Genomic DNA, 24376 nt, shown 5'->3' with positions numbered 1-24376 from the left:
TTAGTACTAGGTCGATAATATTATTTATATGTGGTTTAATTCAAACCCTTACCTTTTTGATTAACGCACAAACAAAATTTGAATTGGAAGGAACCTGGCTAATTACCGATAAAAACATTTGTGTAAACCTGATAAAAAGTGGCAATGATTATTTAGTAAAAGGTTGTGAAGATAAAGAAGCACAAAACAAGTATAATCATATAGCTAAAAATAAATACAAAAAAGACGAATTCGAATTTGTGGCAACAAGCGAATCGCAAATTATTTTTATAAATGGATCAAAAGAAGTTTGGACAAGACAAAGCCAAATTAAACCTGTGCGCCGCGCACCTCCAATTTTAAGTATTGAAGAAATCACACTTTCTAAAAATAGATTACAAGGAGGAGAAACTATTCAGTTGTCGGTGAAAGTGAAAAATTCGGGAGAAGGAGACGCAACGGATGCGCAATTGAATTTATATTCAGTAACCAAAGAAATTGAATTTATATCGCCAACAAAATTTAAGAATATTAAAAAAAGCGGAGGGGTTGAAATACTTACCGTTGATATTAATGGCGGACTGCTTTTAAAGGCCGGAGAAGCAGAGTTAAAATTGGAAGTGACAGAATTAACGCATAAAATCAAAATCATAGGCCAATCGGTTAAAATAAAAACAGATGAGTACGTTAAACCCGAATTGCTATTGGCAAAATTTGCAGTTCTTGAAAACTTATCGCCAAACCCAAATAATAGAATTGATTTAAATGAACAGATAGATGTTTTGTTTATAGTACAAAATGTGGGGGCGGGGAGAGCTGAGAATATTCAAATTAAAGTAGACAACAATCAAAAAGGTGTTGTTTTGCTGGGAGCTATTGATGAAGAGGGAAAATTAATAAGAACAGATAAACGAATTAGCGAATTAAATTCAGGCAAACATCAAACCGTTGCCTACCGTTATTTTATTAATAGCGAGCTTCAAAGTAGTAAATTATCATTTAGTATTACTGCAAAAGAAAAGCATGGTAAATTCGGATTCTCTCAAGCCAAAACGGTTGACATAAACAGTAAATTAACGGAAGAAGGATATATACGAACGCTTGAAAATGTTCAACCAAACCTGGTTAAGAAGTCTGAAAAAGAAAAATTGCCCGACCTTGTTTCTGATGTGGATGTAGAAATTCCGATCACCGGAAAATCAAATGAAAAAACCTTTGCACTGATTATAGGCAATGAAAAATATTTGAATGAAACACAAGTTGAGTTTGCTTTAAATGATGCTTTAATATTCAATTCTTACCTTGAAAAAACGATGGGGATTCCAGCCAAAAATATACGGCTTTTGAAAAATGCAACCTATGGGCAGATGCTGGATGGTATTAAGTGGCTAAGCGACGTTGCTAAAGCTTTTGATCAAGACGCTAAATTTATAGTATACTATGCGGGACATGGATTACCTGATGAACAAAGCAAACAATCTTTTATCTTGCCCACAGACGGAAACGCGGAAAATATTTTAACCGCAATTAATTTATCAGATTATTTGAATTCAATTCAAAAAGCAACAGAGCAACCTATATTTGTTTTTATTGATGCATGCTTTAGTGGCAACGCGAGATCTGAAGGAGCCGACATGTTAGTTCAAGCAAGGGGAGTAAAGATAAAACCCAAAGGACTTGCTGTTTTTGGAAAAACAGTTTTGTTTAGTGCCAGTACAGGCGACGAAACTGCCTTTCCTTTTTCTGAAAAAAAACATGGCATGTTCACTTATTTTTTACTTAAAAAAATTAAAGAATCAAAAGGGGAGTTTAGGATAGGGGAGTTGTCGGATTATATTCAAACTAATGTTTCGCAACAATCCATTTTGATTAATAAAAAATCTCAGTCGCCGCAAACCCTTGTTGGAAAAGATATTATTGATAACTGGAAAGATATGGGACTATAGGCTTAATTTGGAATTACTTTAACCTAGTTCTTTTTAATTGAAGTTCCACTCTGTTTTCATTAGGAATTTGAGCCATTTGAATTCTTCGAGCGTACTGCATAGAATCTAATATCTCCTTTTGTTTTTCTTCAATTATTTTATTTTTATGTTCGAGTTCGGCTTTCTTTTTCTTTACAAGCATTAATGATCGATAAATGAACAAAACAAAAATGGAGATTAAGGCAAGAACAATGATTACACCCGTTAGGATAATTTGCTGTTTTTGAAGTGCGGCATTGTGTTTTTCTTTGGCTGCAATTTCTTCCAATTCTTTTAACTTTTCATTTTTTTGTTTTTCATAAAATAATTTTAGTTCTGAAATTTTATTTAAATTATAAGCACTATTTAAAGAATCATTTAATGAATGATAGGCTTTATTGAAATGATAAGCCTTTTCAATATTTCCGGTAGCTTTGTATAAAAGTTCCTGAACCATATAACAAGTCTTGAGAAGTTCGGTCCAGTTGTCTTTGGTTGCGAAGGTGTATACCGTGTCAATAAATCTTTCAGCGTTATTATAGTTTTTTTGATGAACCAAGATTTCGGCTAGGCCGGCATAATGCCATATAACACCACCTCTTGAATGATTTTCTCTAAACAAATCAATAGCCTTTTTTCGATATTTTAATGATTCGTTATATTCACCTATGTTGGTATATATTTCAGAAATATTTCCATAGACACGTGCAAGCTTGGACCAATTATTTTCTTGCAAAGCAAGTGCTGCGGCCATTTTATAACATTTTATACTTTTAGAGTAATCTTTTAAGGATGAATAGATACCGCCTAAATTATTATAGCAATTACTTTTTACTTTATCTATTCTGTTTTTTTCAGCCAGATCAAGCGCTTTTAAGGTATAAACAAGGGCTTCTTCATTGTTTCCGGAAAGATGATAAAACCAGCCCATCAACTGATAGGAAGTCGAAATTCCTTTTATGTCTTTTAGCTCCTCATAGCATGCAAGCGCCTTGTAACCCATTTCAATTCCTTCGTAAGGATTAGGACTTTCAGAGTTTAAAATGTGTTTGCCTTTTAGCAAGTATAAAAAACCTTTACCTTTTAAGTTATTGGTACTATCGGCGTAGTGAATGGCCAAGTCATTTAACACATGCGCTTCTTCATCGCTAATTTTTATAGATTGATGAGCAATAAGACGACCAATCATTTCAAAGCGCAGCGAATCGTTTTTTTCATTGTAAAATACGCGAAAAAGTGAATCAATCCGATTACTCCATATATTTAATGTTAGAAGAAGGAAAGATATAAAAAGTAACGGCCTATTCATTTTTGTATGGAACAATATTACATTATTTATTTAGGGTAAAAAAGTATAACGTGCATTTTAAGAAATTAAAATTTCGCTAATGCCTCGATGTGGTTTTGTTTAAGTGTGCTAAAACTCTTTTTTCACTTGGTATTTGCGCCATTTGAATTCTGCGAGCATAGTGAATGGAATCTAAAATCTCTTTTTGTTTTTCTTCCACTAATATTTTTTGTTGTTCTACTATTTCTTTCTGTTTTGAAATTATATCATTGTCTTTTTTCTTATTAGTATAACTTTTGTAGGATACAAGTCCAAGTACAAAGAGCAGCAACATGCCACTGTAAAGGGCATATTTTTGTACACGATCTTTCTCTAATTGCGCTTGTTGCTCATTAATTTTCATGGCACTTAGCGCATTTTTTTGTGCAAATTCCAAACTATCTTTTAGCTTGGCTTTTGTAAAATTAAAATTCATTATTTTTCGTACAGCTTCTTTTTTGTTTTCTTCATTGGAAATAGAATCTCTTAATAAAATGGACTTTTTATGAAAATGCAAAGCTTTTTCAAAATCTTTAGTGTTTTCGTAAGCAGCACTTAAACACTCACAATTGAATCTTTGCCCATCTAATTGGCCGGTGCTTAAGGAAACTTCAAGGCCTTCCGAACAAAGTTTAATGGCTTCTTTGTTATTTTGTTTTCTAATATGCAATTTGCCATAGGCCCCCAGAAATCTTGCCAAACCATATTTATATCCCGCCTCTTTGGCAGTTTCTATTCCTAATTTATAATATTCTTCTGCCGTATCAAATTTTCTCATCGTTAAGTAAATTGTACCTAAACTAGAGTACGTAATGGCCAAATTGGATGTATTCTTGTATTTTTTGTAAACTTCTAGGGAATTTTTTAATAAGGAAATTGCGGTATCAAACTTTCTTTCAGTTTCAAAATAATTTGAAAGATTACTTTGACAAATGGCTATTCCCAATTCATCCTTCAATTTTATTTTAATAAAATAAGCTCTTTCATAATACTCTTTCGACATATCTATATCTCCTAAGTCTTCATAACAACCGGCAATGTTAATGTATGAAACAGAAATGCCTTTCTGGTTGTTTGTTGATTCAAATACTTTTAGCGCTTTAAAATAATAGTCGAGGGCTAACATAATGTTGCCTTCTTCCTGATTAATTAAGGCCAATTGATTAAGCGAACGGCCTATATTTTCTTTGTCGCTCTTTTTTTCAAAATAATCTAAGGCCAAGTTGTAAAAGTATTTTGCCGAATCATATTTAGCTATTTTATAATAACCAAAAGCAATATTATTTAAAGCATTAGCGTAATTACCTTTTTTCCTTATACTATAAAGTGTAAGTGCTTTTTTGTAGCTTTTGATCGCCTCTTGGTGATTGTCTTTCATTATTTGAGTGAAACCGTGATTAAAAAAAGAATAAGCAATCCAAGAAGTGTCTTTACTTGAAAGCGCAAGTTCAACTTGTTGCTCTGATAACCAAACGGCTGTATCTATTTTATATGTATTTTGGTAATGTCTAAGCAACACTTCATTGGCTAAAAGTCTAGTGGTATCGGTCAAGTGTAAGTTGTTATGAACTTTCCATAAACTATCCAAATTTTGTGAAAAACAACTGAATGGCAAAGAAACTTGAGCAATTAAAAATGTGAGCAAAATATTTTTCATATTGTTTACTATGGTAAAAGCTAAATAGAGATTAATATTAATCATAATTAGAGGAAATACCATAGAAAATGTTAGTTTTAACGGCATCAGTTTCAGTTTTTAGACAAATTAGAGAATATCTAAAAAGGAAAAAACAATTTTGAAGGATGCTTTGAATAAAAAAATTATTTAAGCGGAATTAATATATGCTTCAAGATTTTAATTTGGCTAATATCCTCTCTACTACTTTTTCACTTGGTATCTGCGCCATTTGAATTCTTCGCGCATAATGTATGGAATCCAACACTTCCTTTTGCTTTTCTTCCACTATTTTCTTTTGACTTTCTACTTCTGACTTTTGACTTTCAATTATTCCTTTTTGTTTTTGAGTTACTTTAAAGCGATTGAACATGACTCCAGCGAAAATTAACACTAAGCCCAAACCGCTAAACAATGCGTATTGCTGATTTTTTTTGGCTTTAATCTCGGCTGTTTGTTTGGCAAGTTCGGCATTTTTTATTTCAGAGTCTTTGGCGTGCGCAACAGAATCGGCGGCGGCCTGTTTATCGTACTCGTATTTAAGCTGGTTTTTTATACTCGCTTTGCGAGTTGATTCGTTGTTAATGCTATCACGCATTTTTATGTAAAGTTCGTAATTTTCTAAAGCGAGTTTGTAATTGCCGGTGGCTTTGTAGATTTGATTGAGTCGTTCGGATGCGTCTCTAATATATTGAGGAAAACCAATTTCTCTGCTGGCCTTCATGGATCGTGTACAAAAATCAAGAGCTTTACTGTATTTCTTTTGTTTTATGTAAATAACCCCTATGTTATTTAAAGTAGCAGCTATTGCTTCTTTATCTCCGATTTCCTCTCGTATTTTTAAACTCTTACCGTAATACTCCAAAGCTTTAGTGAAACCGGCACTAAGCGCATCTTCCTTAGAAGATGTAACCGAAGGATCACCATGCTCGGAGTAAATAACTCCAATGTTGTTTAACAAATTAGCGGTTCCTAATTTATCACCAATCTCTTCCTTAATTTTTAAACTCCTGTCAAAATACTCCAAAGCCTTAGTGAAACCAGCACTGAGCGCATCTTGCTTAAAAGATGTATTCAAAGGATCACCTTGATCATAGTAAATAGCCCCTATGTTGTTTAAAACAGTGGCTATTCCTTTTTTATCTCCAATTTCCTCTCGCATTTTTAAACTCATACTAAAGTATTTCAAGGCATTTGGGATATCGTCTTGTTTTTGGTAAATAAACGCAAGATTATTTAAAGAAAAAGCGATTCCGCTCTTATCTCCTATCTCTTCTCTTATTTTTAAACTTCTGGCATATTGTTCTAAAGCTTTTTGGATATCACCTTGATAAAAGTAAATAACTCCCAAGTTGTTTAATAAAGTGGCGATTTCTTTTTTATCTCCTATCTCTTCACATATTTTTAAACTATTATTGAAATTTTCTAAAGCCTTTGGAATATCACCTTGACTTTTGTATGTATGCCCGATTCTATGAAGAGCTACGGCCAAATGCTTATTAAAAATTTTGTACACCGGGTGGGTTTGTGGAGTTTTTTTGAGATTTGTTTCTGCAATTCCCTTTAATTGATCATTGTATTTAGGCCACACCGCATCATCATTTTCTGATTCAATTATTGCGTTTAGAATATTGCAACGCGTTGTATCATGCTTAGCATTTTGAAGAGCGAGTTTTAAAGAATCAATTACATGGTCTTGCGCATTAACTTGTAGATGCTGAAACAAGTTCAGCATGACCATCAATAAAAATATTAATCGGAAATGTTTCAAAACATAAAGCTATAAGAAAAATTCAATTCCTCAAACGATTCAAGGTACTTTCTACCCTCTTTTCAGACGGTATCTGCGCCATTTGAATTCTTCGCGCATAATGTATGGAATCCAACACTTCCTTTTGCTTTTCTTCCACTATTTTCTTTTGACTTTCTACTTCTAACTTTTGACTTTCAATTATTCCTTTTTGTTTTTGAGTTACTTTAAAGCGATTGAACATGACTCCCGCGAAAATTAACACTAAGCCCAAACCGCCAAACAATGCGTATTGCTGATTTTTTTTGGCTTTGATCTCGGCTGTTTGTTTGGCTATTTCAGCGTTTTTAACTTCTGATTCTTTTGCGTGTGCCACTGAATCGGCTGCAGCTTGTTTTTCGTATTCGTATTTGAGTTGATTTTTTATACTCGCTTTACGGGTTGATTCGCTGTTTATTGAATCGCGCATTTTTATTTCTAATTCATACATCTGCAAAGCTTCTTTGTATTTGTTTTGTTTTCGGAAAATTGATTTTAGGAGCTCAGACGAATTTTGAATATTTTTCGGAAATCCCAATTCCATGGCTAATCGCATACTTTTATTGGCATAAGTAAGTCCATCTTTTAGATTGCCTTGACTATAATAAATATTCCCAATATTGTGTAAAGAACTTGCGATTCCATTTTTATCTCCAATTTGCTCTTGAATTTTCAAACTTTTATGAAAATACTCTAAAGCTTTAATGTTTTCGCCTTGGCGCTTATAAAGTATTCCGATGTTGTTTAATGAAGCTGCCAATTCATGTTTATTCCCGACCTCTTCTCTAATCTTTAAACTTCTTTGAAAATAAACCATTGCGTTGGAAGTGTCGCGATTAGAATAATAAACTCCTCCAATGTTGTTCAAACAAATTGCTACTCCACTTTTTTCCCCGATCTCCTCCATAAAAATTAAACTCTTCTGATAATATTCTATTGCTTTAGAATGATCGCCCTGATCTTTATAAATATTCCCGATGTTGTTTAAAGAACCTGCTATTCCTATTTTATCCATAATCAGCTCATGCATCTTTAAACTCTTGTGGTAATAATCCAATGCTTTTGGGATATCGCCTTGCATAAAATAAACAGTCCCAATGTTATTTAAAGAAATTGATATTCCAATTTTATTCCCAATCTCCTCAGAAACCTTTAAGCTCTTGTGATGATAGTTTAAAGCCTTAGATATATCGCCTTGTTCTTTATAAATAAGTCCAAATTGGTTAAAGCAGGCACCTTTTTGTTTTAGAAAAAAGTTATGGTCTGTATTGTTATTCTTAGCAAGATTTAATTCTGCAATCTGTAACCTTTCTTTGGTCAGTTCCATTTTAACTTTGTTATCACTCTCTGCATAATACAAGGACTTAAGTATTAAGCATTTTGTACTATCATGCTTTGCATTATTAAGAGCGAGTTTAAGGGAGTCGATGTTCTGCCCAATTGTATTGAGTTGAAACTGAAGAATTAATAATAGCGCAAAGTTTCTCATCCCCCTTTCAACAATTTATTGAACATAAAAGAAACCCTCTTTTCAGAAGGTATCTGCGCCATTTGAATTCTTCTTGCGTAATGGCCAACTTCAATGAGTCAATCGTTTTGTTCTGCGAAAAGAGATTGCTCCAAATGAAAAAAAGAACTACAAAAGTTTTTAAAAATAAAATTTTTATTTGTGAAATCAGTGGCATTTACCTTCACAAAATACCAAAATTTATACAATAAAAAAACCCCGCCCTAAAGCGAGGTTTTTAAAATGTCATTCCGACGTAAGGAGGAATCGGAGCTATATAATTCTAAAGAACAGATGCTTCGTTCCCATCGACAAGCTCAGGGTTTCACCTCAGCATGACATTTGAAATTTAGTATCTATAAGCATCCGTCTTATACGGACCCTCTACTTTTACACCAATATAATCGGCTTGTTCTTTGTTTAAGGTATCTAATTCCACACCAATTTTTGCTAAATGTAAACGAGCAACTTTCTCATCTAATATTTTTGGCAATACGTATACTTTTTTCTCGTAAGCTGCTGTATTAGTCCACAATTCTAATTGTGCTAAAGTTTGATTTGTAAATGAATTACTCATTACAAAACTTGGATGTCCGGTTGCGCAACCCAAGTTCACTAAACGACCTTCTGCCAATACAATAATATCCTTTCCGTTAATAGTGTATTTATCCACCTGAGGTTTAATGGTGTCTTTGGTTTTACCGTATTTACTATTTAACCAAGCCATATCAATTTCAGTATCGAAGTGACCAATGTTACAAACAATAGCACCGTGCTTCATGGATTCAAAATGACGACCAACAACGATGTCTTTATTTCCTGTTGTAGTTACAATGATATCTGCATTCTTCACAGCATCATCCATCTTCTTCACCTCATATCCATCCATTGCAGCTTGTAATGCACAAATAGGATCAATTTCAGTTACTGTAACACGAACACCTTGTGATGATAATGATTCAGCACTTCCTTTACCAACATCACCATATCCGGCAACAACAGCAATTTTACCTGCCATCATTACATCGGTAGCACGACGAATAGCATCCACTAAACTTTCTCTGCAACCGTATTTGTTATCGAATTTTGATTTGGTTACAGAGTCGTTGATGTTGATAGCCGGAACCAACAAAGTTCCCTTAGCCATACGCTCATGTAAACGATGTACACCTGTTGTAGTTTCTTCTGAAAGTCCTTTTATGCCTGCGGCTAATTCAGGGTATTTATCAAATACCATATTAGTTAAATCTCCACCGTCATCTAAAATCATATTTAAAGGTTTACGATCTTCCCCAAACCATAATGTTTGTTCTATACACCAGTCAAATTCTTCAGCAGTCATACCTTTCCAGGCATAAACCTGAATTCCTGCAGCGGCGATTGCGGCGGCAGCATGATCTTGCGTAGAGAAAATATTACATGAGCTCCAGGTAACTTCTGCACCTAAAGCAGTAAGTGTCTCAATAAGTACCGCTGTTTGTATGGTCATGTGTAAGCAACCTGCAATACGTGCACCTTTTAATGGTTTGCTCGCTCCGTATTCTTTACGAAGACTCATTAATCCAGGCATTTCTTCCTCGGCTAATTTTATTTCTTTTCTACCCCATTCTGCAAGGCTCATGTCTTTAACCTTACTTTTGATAAATTTTGTTGCTGTTACTGCCATTTTATTTTAGTTTAATTATTTTATTTTTAAAGGATTACAAAGATATTCATAAGTTTGTAATCAACAAAGCATACATTGGTTAAAATTGACAAAATAAATGAAAAATTAAGTTTAGGAATACTTGATTTGCAGCAATTTATAGAGGAGGGGAAAATATTAACGAAAAGGGAGGCTGAAAAAAAGGGGGTACAGTTTTTATTGAGTAAAATGCTTGATAATCGACTTTTTGAACTGTGTTATACGCCGGAGAAAAAACCGTATTTGGCAGGAGAAAATATTCATATTTCTATTTCACACTCACACGATAAGTTAGTTATTTTAACAAATAATAATGAAAGTACGGGCGTGGATATTGAATTACTGAGAGATAAAGTGATTAATATTCAATCCAAATTTTTAAATGAAGAAGAGTTGGCTTGCTGTAAAAATAACATTGAAATGTTAACCTTGTTTTGGTCAGTGAAAGAATCAGTTTATAAGGCTTATGGAAGAAAAATGCTTGACTTTATCAGACATATCCGTGTAAAAAAACCAATGCCTGAAAAAAATCAAATTGAGGCTGCTTTAATTTTACCCAATTACCACAAGGAATATTTGTTACATTACGAAAAGAGAGAAAATTATATCTTGACCTATATTTTGAATGAAATTTAAAAAATTCATAACGCAATTAAATTTTAAAAAAGCACAGTTGGCCGTGTTAATTGATCCGGATAAATTTAATCCGCAATTAATCAAAATGGCTGAACTAAACAGCGCCTCTTGCTTTTTGGTGGGAGGAAGTAAACTGAAGTCAGATAATTTTAAATCTACTATTCAAAAAATTAAAAAAATAACAAAGTTGCCGGTTATTATTTTTCCCGGCGACGAAAAGCAATTATGTAAAGAAGCCGACGGAATTTTTATTTTAAGTTTAATTTCAGGCAGAAATCCGGAGTACTTAATAAATAAGCATATTAAAGCTGCACCTTATATTTTAAAATATAAATTACCTTCTATTCCGGTAGCGTATGTGATGATTGATGGGGGCAACAAAAGCACCACGTCTAAAGTGACGAAAACAAATCCTTTAAAAAACAATCAAATAAATTTAATAAAAAACACCTGTATTGCGGGAGAGCTATTAGGTTTTAAGGCTATATATTTGGAAGCCGGAAGCGGCGCGAAAAACACAATTAAAGCCCAAACAATAAAAAAAATTAAAAAAAATATAAATATTCCTTTAATTGTAGGCGGAGGCATCAGCTCATTCAACTCTGCAAAGCAAATAATAAAAGCCGGCGCCAATTTGGTGGTGGTGGGTAACGCACTTGAAAAAAATAGTAATTTAATAATTGAAATAGGTAAAGCATTTAATTAATATGAAAAAAACAGCATTATTAATATTTTTAGTATTAAACGCCTCCGTTTTTTTGGCACAACAGAAGTTATTGACAGTGAAAGAAGCGGTATTGAAAGGCAGAACAAGTTTAGCTCCGGCCCGATTAAAAAATTTTCAATTTATACCGGGCACTCAACAATATGCTTACGTTGAAAACACTTCACTTTCCATCTATGATAATGGTTCGGCCAAAAAAGTAAATGAAATTAAATTGAATGATATCAATGCTGCACTAAAAGGAAAGTCAGATTCATTAAGTGATTTTCCTAATATAGCTTGGATAGACGCAACCCGGTTTTTTTTCCCGAATAATAAAGGAGAATTTTTTACCTACAACATAAAATCAAAACAAACCGGCATTAAAGAGTTTCCGTTTTTTTCAGAAGAGAATAGGGAAGAATCACCGGATAAAAAACAAGTGGCTTTTACCAGAGAGAATAATTTGTTCATAGGGAAAGAAAAGGAAGAAATCCAAATCACAAAGGATGGTAGCTATAATGTAGTTTATGGAACTAGTGTGCACCGAGACGAGTTTGGCATTCACAAAGGAACCTATTGGTCGCCTAAAAGTAATTTTCTGGCTTTTTACCGAATGGATCAATCAGACGTAACAGATTATCCCATTATAGATTGGACCACTTACCCCGCTCAGAATAAAAACATGAAATACCCCATGGCCGGTAATAAAAGTCATTACGTAACCTTAGGTGTTTATAATCTTACCACTAAAACTACAATTTACCTGCAAACAGAAGGCCCTAAAGACCAGTATTTAACTAACGTTTCTTGGAGTCCCGATGAAACAAAAATATATATCGCTGTTTTAAATCGAGAACAAAATCATTTTAAATTAAATGAGTATAATGTGAGCGACGGCAAATATGTTAAAACCCTATTTGAAGAAAAGGATGATAAATACGTTGAGCCACAAAAACCTATGTTTTTTTTAAAGAATAATTCCTCACAATTTATATGGCATAGCCGGAAAGATGGGTACAACCACTTATATTTATACGACAGAAATGGAAAGGAGTTAAAACAACTTACCAAAGGAAACTGGGAAGTAAAAGAATTTAATGGTTTCGATGAGAAAGGTGAATGGGCCTTTTTTCACGCAAATGAACAATCGCCGGTGAATCAAGATTTTTACAGCGTAAATATTAAAAGCGGACAAGTAAAACGCCTTACCTCAGGAAACGGCTTTCATTCATGTTTTTTAAACGAAAACAAAACTTTTATAATTGACAACTTCACGTCGTGTAATATTCCACGCGAATACAATGTAATTCAGGTAAAAAACGCAAGCTCAAAAAATATTTTTAAGGCAGATAATCCGGTAAACGAGTATCAATTGGGCAAGTGGAAAATGTTTACCTTAAAGAATAAAGAAAACGTAGATTTATACAGTAGAATGTTTTGGCCGGTCAATTTTGACAGCACAAAAAAATATCCGGTTTTAGTGTATTTGTATAATGGTCCCCATTCACAACAGGTAACCAATACCTGGATGGCGGGAGGAGAATTATGGTATCAATACATGGCGCAAAAAGGATTTATAGTTTTTACTTTAGATGGAAGAGGAACTTCTTATAGAGGTAAAGCTTGGGAGCAGGCAATTCACCGACAAATTGGAACTTGCGAAATGGAAGACCAGTTAAAAGGAGTTGAATATCTCAAATCGTTACCCTATGTTGATGCAAACAGAATTGGCGTGCATGGCTGGAGTTATGGGGGGTTTATGACCACTTCGTTAATGACCCGTAATCCGGGAGTATATAAAGTAGGCGTGGCCGGCGGTCCGGTGATCGACTGGAGTTATTATGAAATCATGTATGGAGAACGTTATATGGATACGCCGCAGGAGAATAAAGAGGGCTATGAAAAAAATAATTTATTAAATCATGTTCAAAACCTGAAAGGTAAATTATTAATGATTCACGGTGCCCAAGATAATGTGGTAGTTTGGCAACACAGCATTTTATATCAGAAAAAGGCAGTTGAAAAGGGGGTACAACTTGATTATTATGTTTATCCCGGCCATGAGCATAATGTGCTTGGCAAGGACAGGGTACATTTAATGGAAAAAGTTTGCAATTATTTTATTGATAATTTGTAAATAAATGATCATAGTAAGATTACAAGGAGGATTAGGGAATCAAATGTTTCAATATGCGTTTGGTAAAACACTTGCACTCAAAAACAACACTGTTTTAAAATTAGACCTTACCTTATTAAACTCTTCCAATAATGCTGACAATGCCATAAAAAGAGATTTTGAACTGGATATTTTCAATTTTAAATATGAATTAGCTAATGAAAATGAAATTGCTTTTTATAATGGGTATCCTAATGGTAATATTTTTCAAAGATTACTTTACAAATTTCAAAAATTCGTTCATCCCAGAAATTTGATTATTCAAGAGGGGAATCTTTTTAATCCAGTCTATTTAGAAACTTCAGATAATGCCTGTGTTGTTGGGCGTTGGCAAAGCGAAAAGTATTTTGAAGCATGTAGAGGAGAAATTATAAATGAATTGACTATAAAGGAAGAATTGCTTACTAATTCTAATTACGAACGGGAAATTTTAAATAGTAATTATGCGGTTTCTTTGCATGTTCGCAGGGAAGACGTTGTATTGGACAATCAAAAAAAGGTTAAGCGAGTGCATTTGGGTTATAATACACTGAGTATTGAATATTATCAAAAAGCGATTAATTATTTTATTAACGAAAATAAAAATTGTAAATTTTTTATTTTTTCAGAAGATTTAGATTGGTGTAAAAAGAATTTGGACTTCATTACTAATGCCGTTTTTGTTGAAACCGAAAAATCTAAAAAAGGAATGGCTGCTGATTTGCATTTAATGAGTATATGTAAAAGTTATATTACCTCAAACAGCACTTTTTCTTGGTGGGGGGCGTATTTAGGAAAGCACCAAGACAAAAAAATAATAGCTCCAATAGAATGGGTTAATTCTACTTTCGAATTGTCACCTCGAAATATATTCCCGGAAAGCTGGATTAAAATTTAAAGATTCAAATTTCAAAACGAATCCTCATTACTTTACACCAATTAATCGGGCGTTACCAAATCCTAAAATTTTATCTATAAATTCGTAAGGTTTGTATTGGTTGATTGCTGCCTGATGAAAGATGCAGGTTGCAGGCGTCATGCCGGGTAAAGAATTTACTTCAATAAAAATTACTTCTGTTTTGCAGTTTTCAAAAATTCTTACAAAAGCATCAATTCTGCAATAACCCGTTACACCAAGTACTTTTGCGGCAGCACCAAGTTGTTTTTTAACTTCATCACTGATTTTCTGACGCTCAAAAGAGTTTTTTGAATAACGTGCCGGAGTAATATTTTGTCCTTGTCCGGCTAAAAACTTTTCTTCCAAACTTAAAACATCTCCGTCAGCCAATGCTTCTGAAGCTTCAAAAACTTCATATTCAATTTGATGTTTCTCGTTAAATCTCGTTAGCATTCCGCCGGTAATTTCTAAAAAGTGTGTGGCGTCTTTTTTGCTAATTAATTCTTCAACCAGTATTACATTTTTTTGAGGGAATTCTTCTTTTGCTTTTATGTGTAGGAGCTCAGAAGCTGCCGCATCCAACAAATCATCACTTCGAAATATAAGTTTACAAAATGCCTCAAACTCAGCAAAGGTTTTAATTTTTTTCACCGCGCTACTACACCCATCATCAACAGGTTTGGCGATAAAAGGATATTTAATGGTGTTATTTAAAAGAGTTTCTACTTCTGTTTTATTTTTCTCCCACATTACTTTACTTACCAGGGCGTGTTCGGCGACCAAAAATCCATTTGCTTTTAAAATTTCGTTTGTTTTATATTTATCAATGGTTAATGATGAACTTTCCCTGTCAGATCCGTTGTAAGGCAGGCCAATTACTTCAAGCTTTTCCTGCACGGCTCCGTCTTCTCCCGGCCTGCCATGTAGGGCAATAAATACTTGTTGAGCTTTATCTTTTAGGTTTTGATAGGTTATTTTTTCAGGTGCTGATATTAAATTAGCGGCCGCATATTTTTGAGTAATGGATTCACATTGCTTTCGGATATTTTCTATCACAGGATGAATTTTGAAGTTTTCTACTTTTTCTTTTATGTCATCTGCGTTGTCTTTTAATAATAAATTGATAGGGAGCTGATACATTTGATGGTCTTCCGCATTTCCCGTAAGAAAAACCGGGATTGGAAAATATTTTTCGGAAGAAGCTAATTTCTCAAATACATTTCTTCCGCTTTCAACAGAAATATGTCGTTCAGATGAATAACCACCTAAAATTACCGCAACATTAATTTTATTAGATAAGGCGTTTTTATCACTAAAAATTAAAGCATCCAGCTGTGATAACAGATTCTGAAAGTGCGTATTACCTTTAGACTGTAAAAATCTTTTAGCTAAAGAAGTTCGAATAATGAAGGTTAAAAACTGTGAAGGATTTAATCCTATTTCGGCAGCCTGATGAAAAAAGAAAGAGGACGGCATCATTCCGCTGGTGGTGTTTGGATCATTTAAAAATATTTTACCCGATTTACTTAGAAATCCATCAATTCGGGCATATACATCAAAATGCAATTCACCAAATAGTTTTTCGCACTCCATTCGTATAGCTTCAATCTGCGTATCCGGTAAATCAATTGGAGTTATTTTTCGGGATAATCCCGGTAAGTATTTACTGCGGTAATCAAATAATTCTTTTCCTTTTCTGATTTCTGTTGGTGGTAGTGCTATGGCCTTTCCCTCTTCATTTTCCAATACAATACAACTAAACTCTTTTCCATCTATAAACTCTTCAATTAGCACCGTACTTTCTCCGTCTAAACTTTCCAGCACAAATCCATTTTCTTTTGTGGGAAGTAATTCAGCTTTTAGATGAGCATCTAAATACTCTATTAATTTATTGGGATCATACAGTACAGGTGAATTTAATTCTTTTGGAAATGTAATTTGAATGGGCATTCCAATTCCCTCTCTGATATCACTCAGCGTTTTAATAAAATTTATTTTCTGCTCAGATGTTAATGTTTCCCACGCTTTGGCGTCCATCCATTTAGTGAACAAAGCTTTTTCGATGGCGCTCATTAATTCTAGCTCATTGGGATTATTTAAAATACTTACCCCAATACTGGAACCCTGATTAGCCGGTTTTATCACACATGGAAAACCCACTTTGCTTTTAACCAGCTCTACAATATTTTTTATTTTTCCTTCAATCCAATCTTTTTTAGCAATGGTTAAATATTTAGGGCTATTAAATCCCTTGTTTACCATTAATTCTTTTTGTACACTTTTATCAATTCCTATAGCAGAGGCTAATATTCCGGAGCCGCTGTAGGGTATTTGTACATATTCAAACAAACCTTGTATTCTTCCGTCTTCACCGTAAGGCCCGTGTAAACACAAAAATGCGAAGTCAATTTTTTGTTTTAATTCTACTATAGAAAGTCTTTTTCCGATTTTAGAAATGAGTGCATTTTGTTGTTCTTGACTCAGAGCACCTAAATTTTCAGCATAAAGTTGAAATGGCGAACCGCCGGGTAAAAAATCTACCGGGGGGTAAAAGTCACGAATAGTACCTTTATAAACAAACTCCCAGTTTAATTCTATAAAATTTCCGAAGCTGTCAATAAAAATAGGGGTTGCCTCAAATATAGATTTATTGAGATTGTCGTAAACAGTTCTTCCACCGGCAAATGAAATTTCACGTTCCTTACTTTGCCCACCAAATACAATGCCTACTTTAAGTTTTTTGCTCATACAATCAAAGGTCTATAATCATTCAAAGATAAAAGAATGCCCGGTGTTGAAACAGGGCTATTTTGGAAATAATTAACATTGGTTTGTAGAATAAGAATGTTTGTAAAAAAAGGAATAATTACATTTGTTTTCCTATCATGTTTGGGAGTAGTATACTTATATTTTTAGTTGTAGCCGTAATAGAATTTTACTTTTTACAGGCCGTGAAAACCTTTGTTATTGACCTAACGGGGATTAAAAGGGACCTTATTTTATATACCGCCTATGGGTTTACGGCCCTGAGTTTTTTAATTGGAATTGCGGCCTTTATTTACCCCCCTCCCAATTGGAATGGTTTTTTTAGAATGGTAATGGCCATTAGCCTTATTTTATTTGTTTGTAAGCTGATAGGATGTAATTTTTTATTGATAGATGACATCATTCGTTTTTTCAGGTGGTTGTTTAAATTGATAACAGTTAAAAAGGAAGTGGTAGAAGAAGGTGTTTATAAAATTTCCCGATTAAAGTTTATGAGTCAGTTGGCTGTTACATTTACGGTTATACCCGCTGTTGGTTTTTTATATGGAATTTTTAAAGGAGCCTATAAATATAAAATTCATCAGGTAAAGGTGCCCTCTTCAAAAATTCCTGATTCTTTCGATGGATTTAAAATTGTACAGATTTCCGATATTCACACGGGTTCTTTCTTAAATAATTCAGCGCTTCAAGAAGCATTTGATATTGTTATGAAGCAAGGGGCTGATTTGATTTTATTTACCGGGGATTTAGTTAATAATAAAGCGGAGGAGACGCAAGGATTTGAAGAGATTTATGCGAAATTAAAAGCTCCGCATGGGGTGTTTTCGGTACTTGGCAATCACGATTATGGAGATTATGTACAATGGGAGAGTGCTGAAGCGAAGCGTAAAAATCTGGAAAACTTAATGGCTGTTCACGCTAATGCAGGCTGGAAATTATTAATGAATGAACATGTGGCCTTAGAGAAGAATGGTGAAAAAATAGCTTTGTTAGGTATTGAGAACTGGGGAGGAAACATGCACTTTCCTAAATACGGGAAAATGGAAGATGCGCACAAAGGAACAGAATCGTACCCGTTTAAAATTTTGATGAGTCATGACCCAAGCCATTGGGAAAAACAGGTACAAGCCGATTACCGCGATGTTGATTTGACTTTAAGCGGACATACTCACGGTATGCAATTTGGCATAGAAATTCCGGGATTTAAATGGAGTCCCGTAAAATATTTTTATAAGCAATGGGCCGGTTTATACAAAAGTGGGGAGCAGTTTTTATATGTAAACCGAGGTTTGGGATTTTTGGGTTACCCGGGGAGATTGGGTATTTGGCCCGAGATTACCGTTATGGAATTAAAAAAAGTTTAATCTTTTTCTTTAGTTTTATCTATCATTTTTTCAACTCTTTTTTCAGAAGGGATTTGTGCTAGTTGAATTCGACGTGCGTAATAGATAGAGTCAGTTATCTCTTTGTTTTTAACTTCAAGTGTGTTTTTTTGTTTTTCGTTTTCAATATTTTTTTCTTCTATAATTTTTTTAGCCTTTTTATTTTGCATTAAACTTCTAAAAATTAACATGGATAAAAAAAGAATTAAAACAAATCCAATTGTGAATATATTTTTTATTTTCTTTTGTAAACTAATTTCTAACGCTTGTTTATTTTTATCATTTTCAAGCTGTTCTTTATTTAATTCAAGCTCCATTGAAGCAAAGGCCTCCAATTGTTCTTTTTTGTGAATATCGTTTTGTACGGCAGTAAATTGTTCAAACCAATAAAGGGCGTTTTTGGTATCTCCGATTTCTTTATAATAATAATATTTTAACTGATGCGATTTACTTATTTCGCTTTCTCTATTAATTTTATTGCTAATTTTTTCATGAAGAGTAATATATTTTAATGCACTGTCTTTATTTTTTAAATGAATGTAAAATTTAGCAATGGAGTATTGACTGGAAATAACATGAAATGCTAAATTTCTTTTTTTTGCGAAGGCCAACGATTGGTTAAAATATTCGATAGCACTATCCTGTAAATTCATTTTAAGATATAATTCAGCTATATTTTGTAATCCCATGCTGATTCGTAAATCAATGCCGGTTTTATTAGCAATAGCTATTGATCGCCGGATGTATTCCAAGGCCATTGGATAATCATTTTCCATCCTGTAGACTTTAGAAAGCTGCGAATAGCAATAAGATTCGTATCCAAGATTTTTTGCTTTAATAGCATTTACCAAAGCACTATCATAGTTTATTTTAGCCGGTTTGGGTTCATTCCTTTCCATTTGAATATCGGCCAGCGCAAAAAGTGCAAAGGCAATGGTGTTATAGTCACCAACCTGCCTGCTTAAATCCAGGGCTTCCTGAAAATTTTTATAAGCCTTGCCGTGTGTTTGAAGTCCTTGTAAAAGGTTTCCATAAAATGCCAAGGTTTGTGCTTTTTGCTTTTTCAAACCGAATTCGTCCGCTACCTTAATGCTCTCTTTAAAATATTCAAACGATTCGGTTGTTTTTCCCATGCGATGTGCGGCTGTACCCATTCTGCAAAGCGCTTCACTTTCGCCAGAGGCAAAACCAATTTTTTTGCTTTGTAAATAAGCTTGCTCTCCTAAATATAAACTGGACTCATTTAACCAACGAAAAGAAAGCTCAATGGCAATTTTTATGGCGCTTGAGTCCGTTTTTGCGGAAAGGAATTCTTTTTTTAGAGAATCAACAAGTGGGTTTACCTTGGAGGTGTCTTTTAGGAGTTGCATAAATTTTTCTTCCCAGATGAGCACCTTTTCGTTTTTATTATTATTAATTTCATTATTACATTGTAACAAGAAAATGCAAGCACTTAGAAGAAAAGTTTTTATGTAGTATTTAAAATGCAAAATTTATTTTTTTATGCAACGATTGATACTTAATTCTACTTGGAGGTTATTAGGAATTTGTGCCATTTGAATTTTACGCGCGTAATGGATAGAATCCAATACTTCTTTTTGTTTTTCTTCAACTAGTTTCTTTTGTTCTTCAACAATTTCTTTTTGATTTTCTATAATTTCCTTTTGTTTTTGTGTTACTTTAAAACGGTTAAACATAAAGCCCGCAAAAACCATAACTAATCCCAGGCCTCCGAACAAAGCATACTGTTGATTTTTTTTGGCTTTTATTTCTGCACTTTGTTTCGCCAGTTCTGCATTTTTAACCTCACTTTCTTTGGCATGAGATACTGAATCAGCTGCAGCCTGTTTTTCGTATTCGTATTTGAGTTGTGATTTAATAGAAGCTTTGCGACTTGCTTCATTAATTAAACTATCATTCATTTTGACCTCTAACTCATACATTTCTAATGCCAATTTGTAATTTTTTTCTCTTTTATAAATTTCTTTAAGCGTATAAGCTGCGCTTTTAATATTGTAAGGGTATCCTAATTTATAGGACATCTCAAGACTTTCATTGATGAAAGAAAAAGCTTTATCTTTTTGCCCAAGTTTATAATAAGAAGCGCCAAGGTTTAATAATGTTATCGGTAAGTCTTCAATAAGATTATTTTCCCGTTTTATTTCTAGGCTTTTTAAATAGTATTCTATGGCTGTTTTTTGATCTTGCTTAATAACGGAATCTTTATTCTTTATTGTAGGATCGCCATAATTTCCGTAAAGAAAACCAAGGTTATTGTATAAATTGGCCATTACTTTTTTATCGTTAATTTGAATGGCTATATTTAAGGCTTCATTGAAATATTTATAGGAGTTAAAATAATCTTTTAAGCTGGAATAAATTAATCCGATATTAATTAAGGTAGCGGTATAAAAAGGCTTTGTTTTGTAACTTTCTTCAACGTCTATTGATTTTAAAAAGTATTCAAGGCCCTTGGAGTTTTCTCCTTGTCTAACATAAACACTGCCAATATTATTTAAGCAGTTATTTCGACCTTCTATGTGATTTGTTTTTTCATAAATAACCAAAGAAGCATGAAAGTTTTGAATAGCTAATTCAAGATTTCCCTGGTTAAGCATAACGCCACCAATATTGTTGTACGATAAGGCCATTCCCAATTGATCGTTTGTTTTTTCTTGAATATTCAAGGATAACTTCCAATACTTTAAAGCCTCTGTCATTTTTCCTTCCTGAAGCATAATAAAGGCCAAATTGTTTAATAAAGTTCCTTTTTGCTTTAAGAATTTTTCTTCTTGGGATTTCTCTTCTAAGTTTTTATCTACAATCCGCAGTGATTCTTCCCAAATTGTTTTTGCTTTTTTTGGATTTTGATTAAGGATTAATTCGCCATAAAGAATAGCTGCATTTACCTTAGAAGTATCATTGTGAGCTTGCGTAATCTCTTTGTACAGGGAATCAATGGAATTTGATTGCCCATGTATTTGAACGAATGGCAAAGCTAAAGTAATAAGTAGAATAAAAAATTTAATATTCATATACTCTATTAATGAGCATCCAGCCAGTTTTTACCTACACCCATTCCTACTTCTATAGGCACATTTAAGGGTAACGCGGTTTTCATTAAATCTTCAACTATTGGTTTTATTGTATTTAATTCGGGTTTATACACATCAAAAATTAATTCATCGTGTACTTGTAATATCATTTTTGATTTAAAGTTTTCCTTTTTAAATCGATTGTGGATATTAATCATAGCTACTTTGATCATGTCTGCTGCCGAACCTTGAATAGGTGTATTAATTGCATTTCTTTCGGCAAAACTGCGTACGTTAGCGTTTTGAGAATTAATGTCTCTTAACCAGCGTTTTCTTCCTAAAAGAGTTTTAACATAACCATTTTCTCTAGCGAAATTAATTTCATTATCCATATAATTTTTAATTCCGCCGTATTCTTTAAAATAATTCTGAATGAGTTCCTGCGCTTCAGCACGTGAAATGTTTAAATTATCTGCCAGGCCAAAGGGCCCTTGACCATAAATAATCCCAAAGTTTACACTTTTTGCTTTGTAGCGCATTTCTTTAGTGACTTCACATTCGGGAATTCCATAAACTTTAGCTGCAGTTGCTGTATGAATATCTTTATTAGAATTGAATGCTTCGCACATATTTGGATCTCCACTTATACTGGCTACAATGCGTAATTCAATTTGTGAATAATCGGCGCTTAATAAAGTGTATTCTTCATTTCTAGGAATAAATGCTTTTCTAATTTGTCTACCTCGTTCTGTACGAATGGGTATGTTTTGTAAATTGGGGTGATCACTGCTCAATCTTCCGGTAACAGCTACCACTTGATTGTAGGAAGTATGTATATGTTTGGTTTGTGCATTAACTAATTCAGGCAAAGTATCTACATAGGTGTTTTTGAGTTTTACCAATTCCCGATAATCTAATATTTTGGACACAATGGGATGAACATTTTCCAACTTATTCAATATTTCCTCGCCGGTTGCATACTGTCCGGTTTTTGTTTTTTTAGGTTTGTCTACAATTTTTAAATATTCAAATAAAATTTCACCTACTTGTTTTGGGGAAGAAATGTTAAACTTTGTTCCTGCTAAATTTTGTATTTCAGCATCCACACTATTTATGTCGGTTTCAAGCTGAACAGAAAACTCTTTTAAGCCATCAACATCAAGTCGAATTCCCTCACGTTCCATATCTGCTAAAACTTTTACAAGAGGAACCTCTACCGTGTTGAAAAGGTCAAGCACTTCTTTTTCCTTTAACTCGGGAGCAAATTTTTCTTTTAGTTGTAAAGTGATATCTGCATCCTCAGCGGCATATTCTTTAATTTCATCAATTGCTACATCACGCATACTTCTTTGTTCTTTTCCTTTTTTACCAATTAGCGTTTCAATACTCACCGGAGCGTAATTCAAATAAGTTTCGGCAAGCACATCCATATTATGTCGCATATCGGGCATAATTAAAAAGTGTGCAATCATGGTGTCGAATAATTTATTTTTTATTTCGATGCCGTAATTTTGAAGTATGTGATAATCGTATTTAATATTTTGACCGATTAATGTTTTATTTTCATTCTGTAATATGTGTTTAAATACATTAACTTGTTCTAATGCTTTTGATTTGTCGGCATCAATGGGTACATACCAAGCCTGATGTTTTTGAATAGAAAATGACAGGCCCACTAACTCCGCAAGTAAGGAATCTAACCCGGTTGTTTCGGTATCAAAACAAAACTCATTAGCAGATTCCAGAGATTTTATTAAGTCTTGCATTTTCTCGGGCGAGTCCACCAGTTCATAATGGTGGGTGGTATTTTGAATGTTTTGAAACGAAATGTTTTCTTCAACAAAAACATCTGGCTGAGATTCTGTTGCCGTTTTGGCATTACCGTTTTTTCCGTTAAAAAATTCAGCAGTACTGAATAATCCCATTTGCCCTTCAGCGGATTTAGCTTTATAATTTTCTTCGGCTAATTTTTCCGTGCCACCAATATCTTCACCTAAAATATTTTGAGCAATTCTTCTGAATTCAAGTTCTTTAAATAATTCTCGAAGGGCTTCTTTGTTATAATCTTTAACGGCCAGTAAATTTTCATCCAGTTCTATTGGACAATCCAGAATGATAGTTGCCAGTTTTTTAGATTGAATTGCAAGGTCTTTATTGGCCTCCACTTTTTCTTTCATTTTACCTTTTAACTTATCCGTGTTTTGTAAAAGATTTTCTACACTTCCAAATTCTTTAATAAACTTAATGGCGGTTTTTTCACCTACGCCGGGAATACCCGGAATATTATCAGAAGCATCTCCCATTAGGCCTAAAATATCTACTAATTCTGAAACACTTCTAATGTCCCATTTTTTACAAATTTCTTCTTGGCCCAATATTTCTACACCATTTCCGAGTCGAGCTGGTTTATAAATAAAAGTATTAGCATCTACCAACTGACCATAATCCTTGTCGGGAGTCATCATATAAGTAGTAAAGCCGGCTAATTCGGCTTTACGCGCTAAAGTTCCAATAACATCATCGGCTTCAAATCCGGGAATACCAATAACTTCTATATTGAACGCATGAATTAAGTCAATAATTAAAGGGATAGAAACCCTTAAGTCTTCGGGCATTTCATCTCGATTGGCTTTGTAAGCTTCAAATTCGATATGACGTTGAGTAGGAGCATCGGTGTCAAAAACTACAGCGATATGCGTAGGCTTTTCTTTTTTTAATATTTCTACAAGCGTATTAGTAAAACCGAAAATGGCTGAAGTATTAAAACCTTTGGAGTTGATTCGAGGGCTACTGCTAAAGGCAAAATAAGATCTATAAATTAATGCAAAGGCATCTAATAAGAATAATTTTTTGGGCGTGTCTTTTGTAATCAT

15 protein-coding genes are annotated in these 24376 nt (G+C 33.6%); 6 read left to right on the top strand and 9 right to left on the bottom strand.

Going from position 1 to position 24376, the window contains the following annotated elements; all coding sequences use genetic code 11:
• The first annotated feature begins 56 nt into the window (after positions 1 to 56).
• Positions 57 to 1925: a caspase family protein gene (locus tag IPM51_14045; protein ID MBK9285420.1), complete on the top strand. Its 1869-nt coding sequence runs from the start codon at positions 57 to 59 to the stop codon at positions 1923 to 1925.
• A 13-nt stretch (positions 1926 to 1938) separates the two neighbouring features.
• Here the strand turns inward: IPM51_14045 and IPM51_14040 are convergent, their stop codons facing one another.
• The 5 genes from IPM51_14040 to IPM51_14020 all read right to left on the bottom strand — a co-directional run bounded on the left by IPM51_14040 (position 1939) and on the right by IPM51_14020 (position 9907).
• On the bottom strand, positions 1939 to 3252 hold the full coding sequence (locus IPM51_14040; GenBank protein ID MBK9285419.1) for a tetratricopeptide repeat protein: 1314 nt from the start codon (positions 3250 to 3252) through the stop codon (positions 1939 to 1941).
• A 76-nt stretch (positions 3253 to 3328) separates the two neighbouring features.
• Positions 3329 to 4927, bottom strand: a complete 1599-nt coding sequence (locus IPM51_14035; GenBank protein MBK9285418.1) for a tetratricopeptide repeat protein — start codon at positions 4925 to 4927, stop codon at positions 3329 to 3331.
• A gap of 190 nt (positions 4928 to 5117) precedes the next feature.
• Positions 5118 to 6671 (bottom strand): tetratricopeptide repeat protein, encoded by a 1554-nt coding sequence (locus tag IPM51_14030; protein MBK9285417.1) that lies wholly within the window; start codon positions 6669 to 6671, stop codon positions 5118 to 5120.
• A gap of 67 nt (positions 6672 to 6738) precedes the next feature.
• Positions 6739 to 8223 carry a tetratricopeptide repeat protein gene (locus IPM51_14025; protein ID MBK9285416.1) on the bottom strand — a complete coding sequence of 495 codons (1485 nt, stop codon included), beginning with the start codon at positions 8221 to 8223 and terminating at the stop codon, positions 6739 to 6741.
• A 367-nt stretch (positions 8224 to 8590) separates the two neighbouring features.
• A complete protein-coding gene (locus IPM51_14020) occupies positions 8591 to 9907 on the bottom strand; it encodes an adenosylhomocysteinase (protein ID MBK9285415.1) in 1317 nt (438 codons plus the stop codon).
• Between the two features lie 75 nt (positions 9908 to 9982).
• Here IPM51_14020 and IPM51_14015 point away from each other — a divergent pair, with 75 nt between their 5' ends.
• The 4 genes from IPM51_14015 to IPM51_14000 are packed head-to-tail and all read left to right on the top strand — an operon-like array spanning position 9983 to position 14320.
• Positions 9983 to 10561 (top strand): 4'-phosphopantetheinyl transferase superfamily protein, encoded by a 579-nt coding sequence (locus IPM51_14015; GenBank protein ID MBK9285414.1) that lies wholly within the window; start codon positions 9983 to 9985, stop codon positions 10559 to 10561.
• Entirely contained in the window at positions 10551 to 11267 is a 717-nt protein-coding gene (locus tag IPM51_14010; GenBank protein MBK9285413.1) for a phosphoglycerol geranylgeranyltransferase, read from the top strand. Before IPM51_14015 ends, IPM51_14010 begins: the two co-directional genes overlap by 11 nt.
• Position 11268: 1 nt before the next feature.
• On the top strand, positions 11269 to 13404 hold the full coding sequence (locus tag IPM51_14005; GenBank protein MBK9285412.1) for a S9 family peptidase: 2136 nt from the start codon (positions 11269 to 11271) through the stop codon (positions 13402 to 13404).
• A gap of 4 nt (positions 13405 to 13408) precedes the next feature.
• Entirely contained in the window at positions 13409 to 14320 is a 912-nt protein-coding gene (locus IPM51_14000) for an alpha-1,2-fucosyltransferase (protein MBK9285411.1), read from the top strand.
• A gap of 27 nt (positions 14321 to 14347) precedes the next feature.
• On the opposite strand, the gene IPM51_13995 is transcribed toward IPM51_14000, so the two are convergent.
• The gene (locus tag IPM51_13995) at positions 14348 to 17068 is read right to left on the bottom strand and encodes a D-alanine--D-alanine ligase (protein ID MBK9285410.1); all 2721 of its coding nucleotides are present in this window, start codon (positions 17066 to 17068) and stop codon (positions 14348 to 14350) included.
• A 137-nt stretch (positions 17069 to 17205) separates the two neighbouring features.
• Between IPM51_13995 and IPM51_13990 the strand changes: the two genes are divergently transcribed.
• Positions 17206 to 18450: a metallophosphoesterase gene (locus IPM51_13990; GenBank protein MBK9285409.1), complete on the top strand. Its 1245-nt coding sequence runs from the start codon at positions 17206 to 17208 to the stop codon at positions 18448 to 18450.
• Here IPM51_13990 and IPM51_13985 read toward each other — a convergent pair.
• From IPM51_13985 to polA, 3 genes are read right to left on the bottom strand one after another with little or no spacing between them, the layout of a single operon-like run.
• Positions 18447 to 19958, bottom strand: coding sequence for a tetratricopeptide repeat protein (locus tag IPM51_13985; protein ID MBK9285408.1), 1512 nt, complete (start codon positions 19956 to 19958; stop codon positions 18447 to 18449). The two genes, IPM51_13990 and IPM51_13985, sit on opposite strands and share 4 nt — an antisense overlap.
• A gap of 3 nt (positions 19959 to 19961) precedes the next feature.
• Positions 19962 to 21503 carry a tetratricopeptide repeat protein gene (locus tag IPM51_13980; protein ID MBK9285407.1) on the bottom strand — a complete coding sequence of 514 codons (1542 nt, stop codon included), beginning with the start codon at positions 21501 to 21503 and terminating at the stop codon, positions 19962 to 19964.
• 8 nt (positions 21504 to 21511) lie between these two features.
• On the bottom strand, positions 21512 to 24376 hold the full coding sequence (polA, locus tag IPM51_13975; GenBank protein ID MBK9285406.1) for a DNA polymerase I: 2865 nt from the start codon (positions 24374 to 24376) through the stop codon (positions 21512 to 21514).

Source organism: Sphingobacteriaceae bacterium (genome assembly GCA_016715905.1).
Classification (GTDB): Bacteria; Bacteroidota; Bacteroidia; order B-17B0; family Aurantibacillaceae; genus Aurantibacillus.
The sequence above is the reverse complement of the archived record's forward strand: the minus strand, read 5'-3'. Positions and strand labels throughout refer to the sequence as shown.

What these genes read in the sequence shown, in the direction of transcription:
- IPM51_14040 (MBK9285419.1), bottom strand. Translation starts at nt 3,252, where the DNA reads ATGAATAGGCCGTTACTTTTTATATCTTTCCTTCTTCTAACATTAAAT.
- IPM51_14035 (MBK9285418.1), bottom strand. Translation starts at nt 4,927, where the DNA reads ATGAAAAATATTTTGCTCACATTTTTAATTGCTCAAGTTTCTTTGCCA.
- IPM51_14025 (MBK9285416.1), bottom strand. Translation starts at nt 8,223, where the DNA reads ATGAGAAACTTTGCGCTATTATTAATTCTTCAGTTTCAACTCAATACA.
- IPM51_14020 (MBK9285415.1), bottom strand. Translation starts at nt 9,907, where the DNA reads ATGGCAGTAACAGCAACAAAATTTATCAAAAGTAAGGTTAAAGACATG.
- IPM51_14010 (MBK9285413.1), top strand. Translation starts at nt 10,551, where the DNA reads ATGAAATTTAAAAAATTCATAACGCAATTAAATTTTAAAAAAGCACAG.
- IPM51_14005 (MBK9285412.1), top strand. Translation starts at nt 11,269, where the DNA reads ATGAAAAAAACAGCATTATTAATATTTTTAGTATTAAACGCCTCCGTT.
- IPM51_14000 (MBK9285411.1), top strand. Translation starts at nt 13,409, where the DNA reads ATGATCATAGTAAGATTACAAGGAGGATTAGGGAATCAAATGTTTCAA.
- IPM51_13995 (MBK9285410.1), bottom strand. Translation starts at nt 17,068, where the DNA reads ATGAGCAAAAAACTTAAAGTAGGCATTGTATTTGGTGGGCAAAGTAAG.
- IPM51_13990 (MBK9285409.1), top strand. Translation starts at nt 17,206, where the DNA reads ATGTTTGGGAGTAGTATACTTATATTTTTAGTTGTAGCCGTAATAGAA.
- IPM51_13980 (MBK9285407.1), bottom strand. Translation starts at nt 21,503, where the DNA reads ATGAATATTAAATTTTTTATTCTACTTATTACTTTAGCTTTGCCATTC.
- polA (MBK9285406.1), bottom strand. Translation starts at nt 24,376, where the DNA reads ATGATTACAAAAGACACGCCCAAAAAATTATTCTTATTAGATGCCTTT.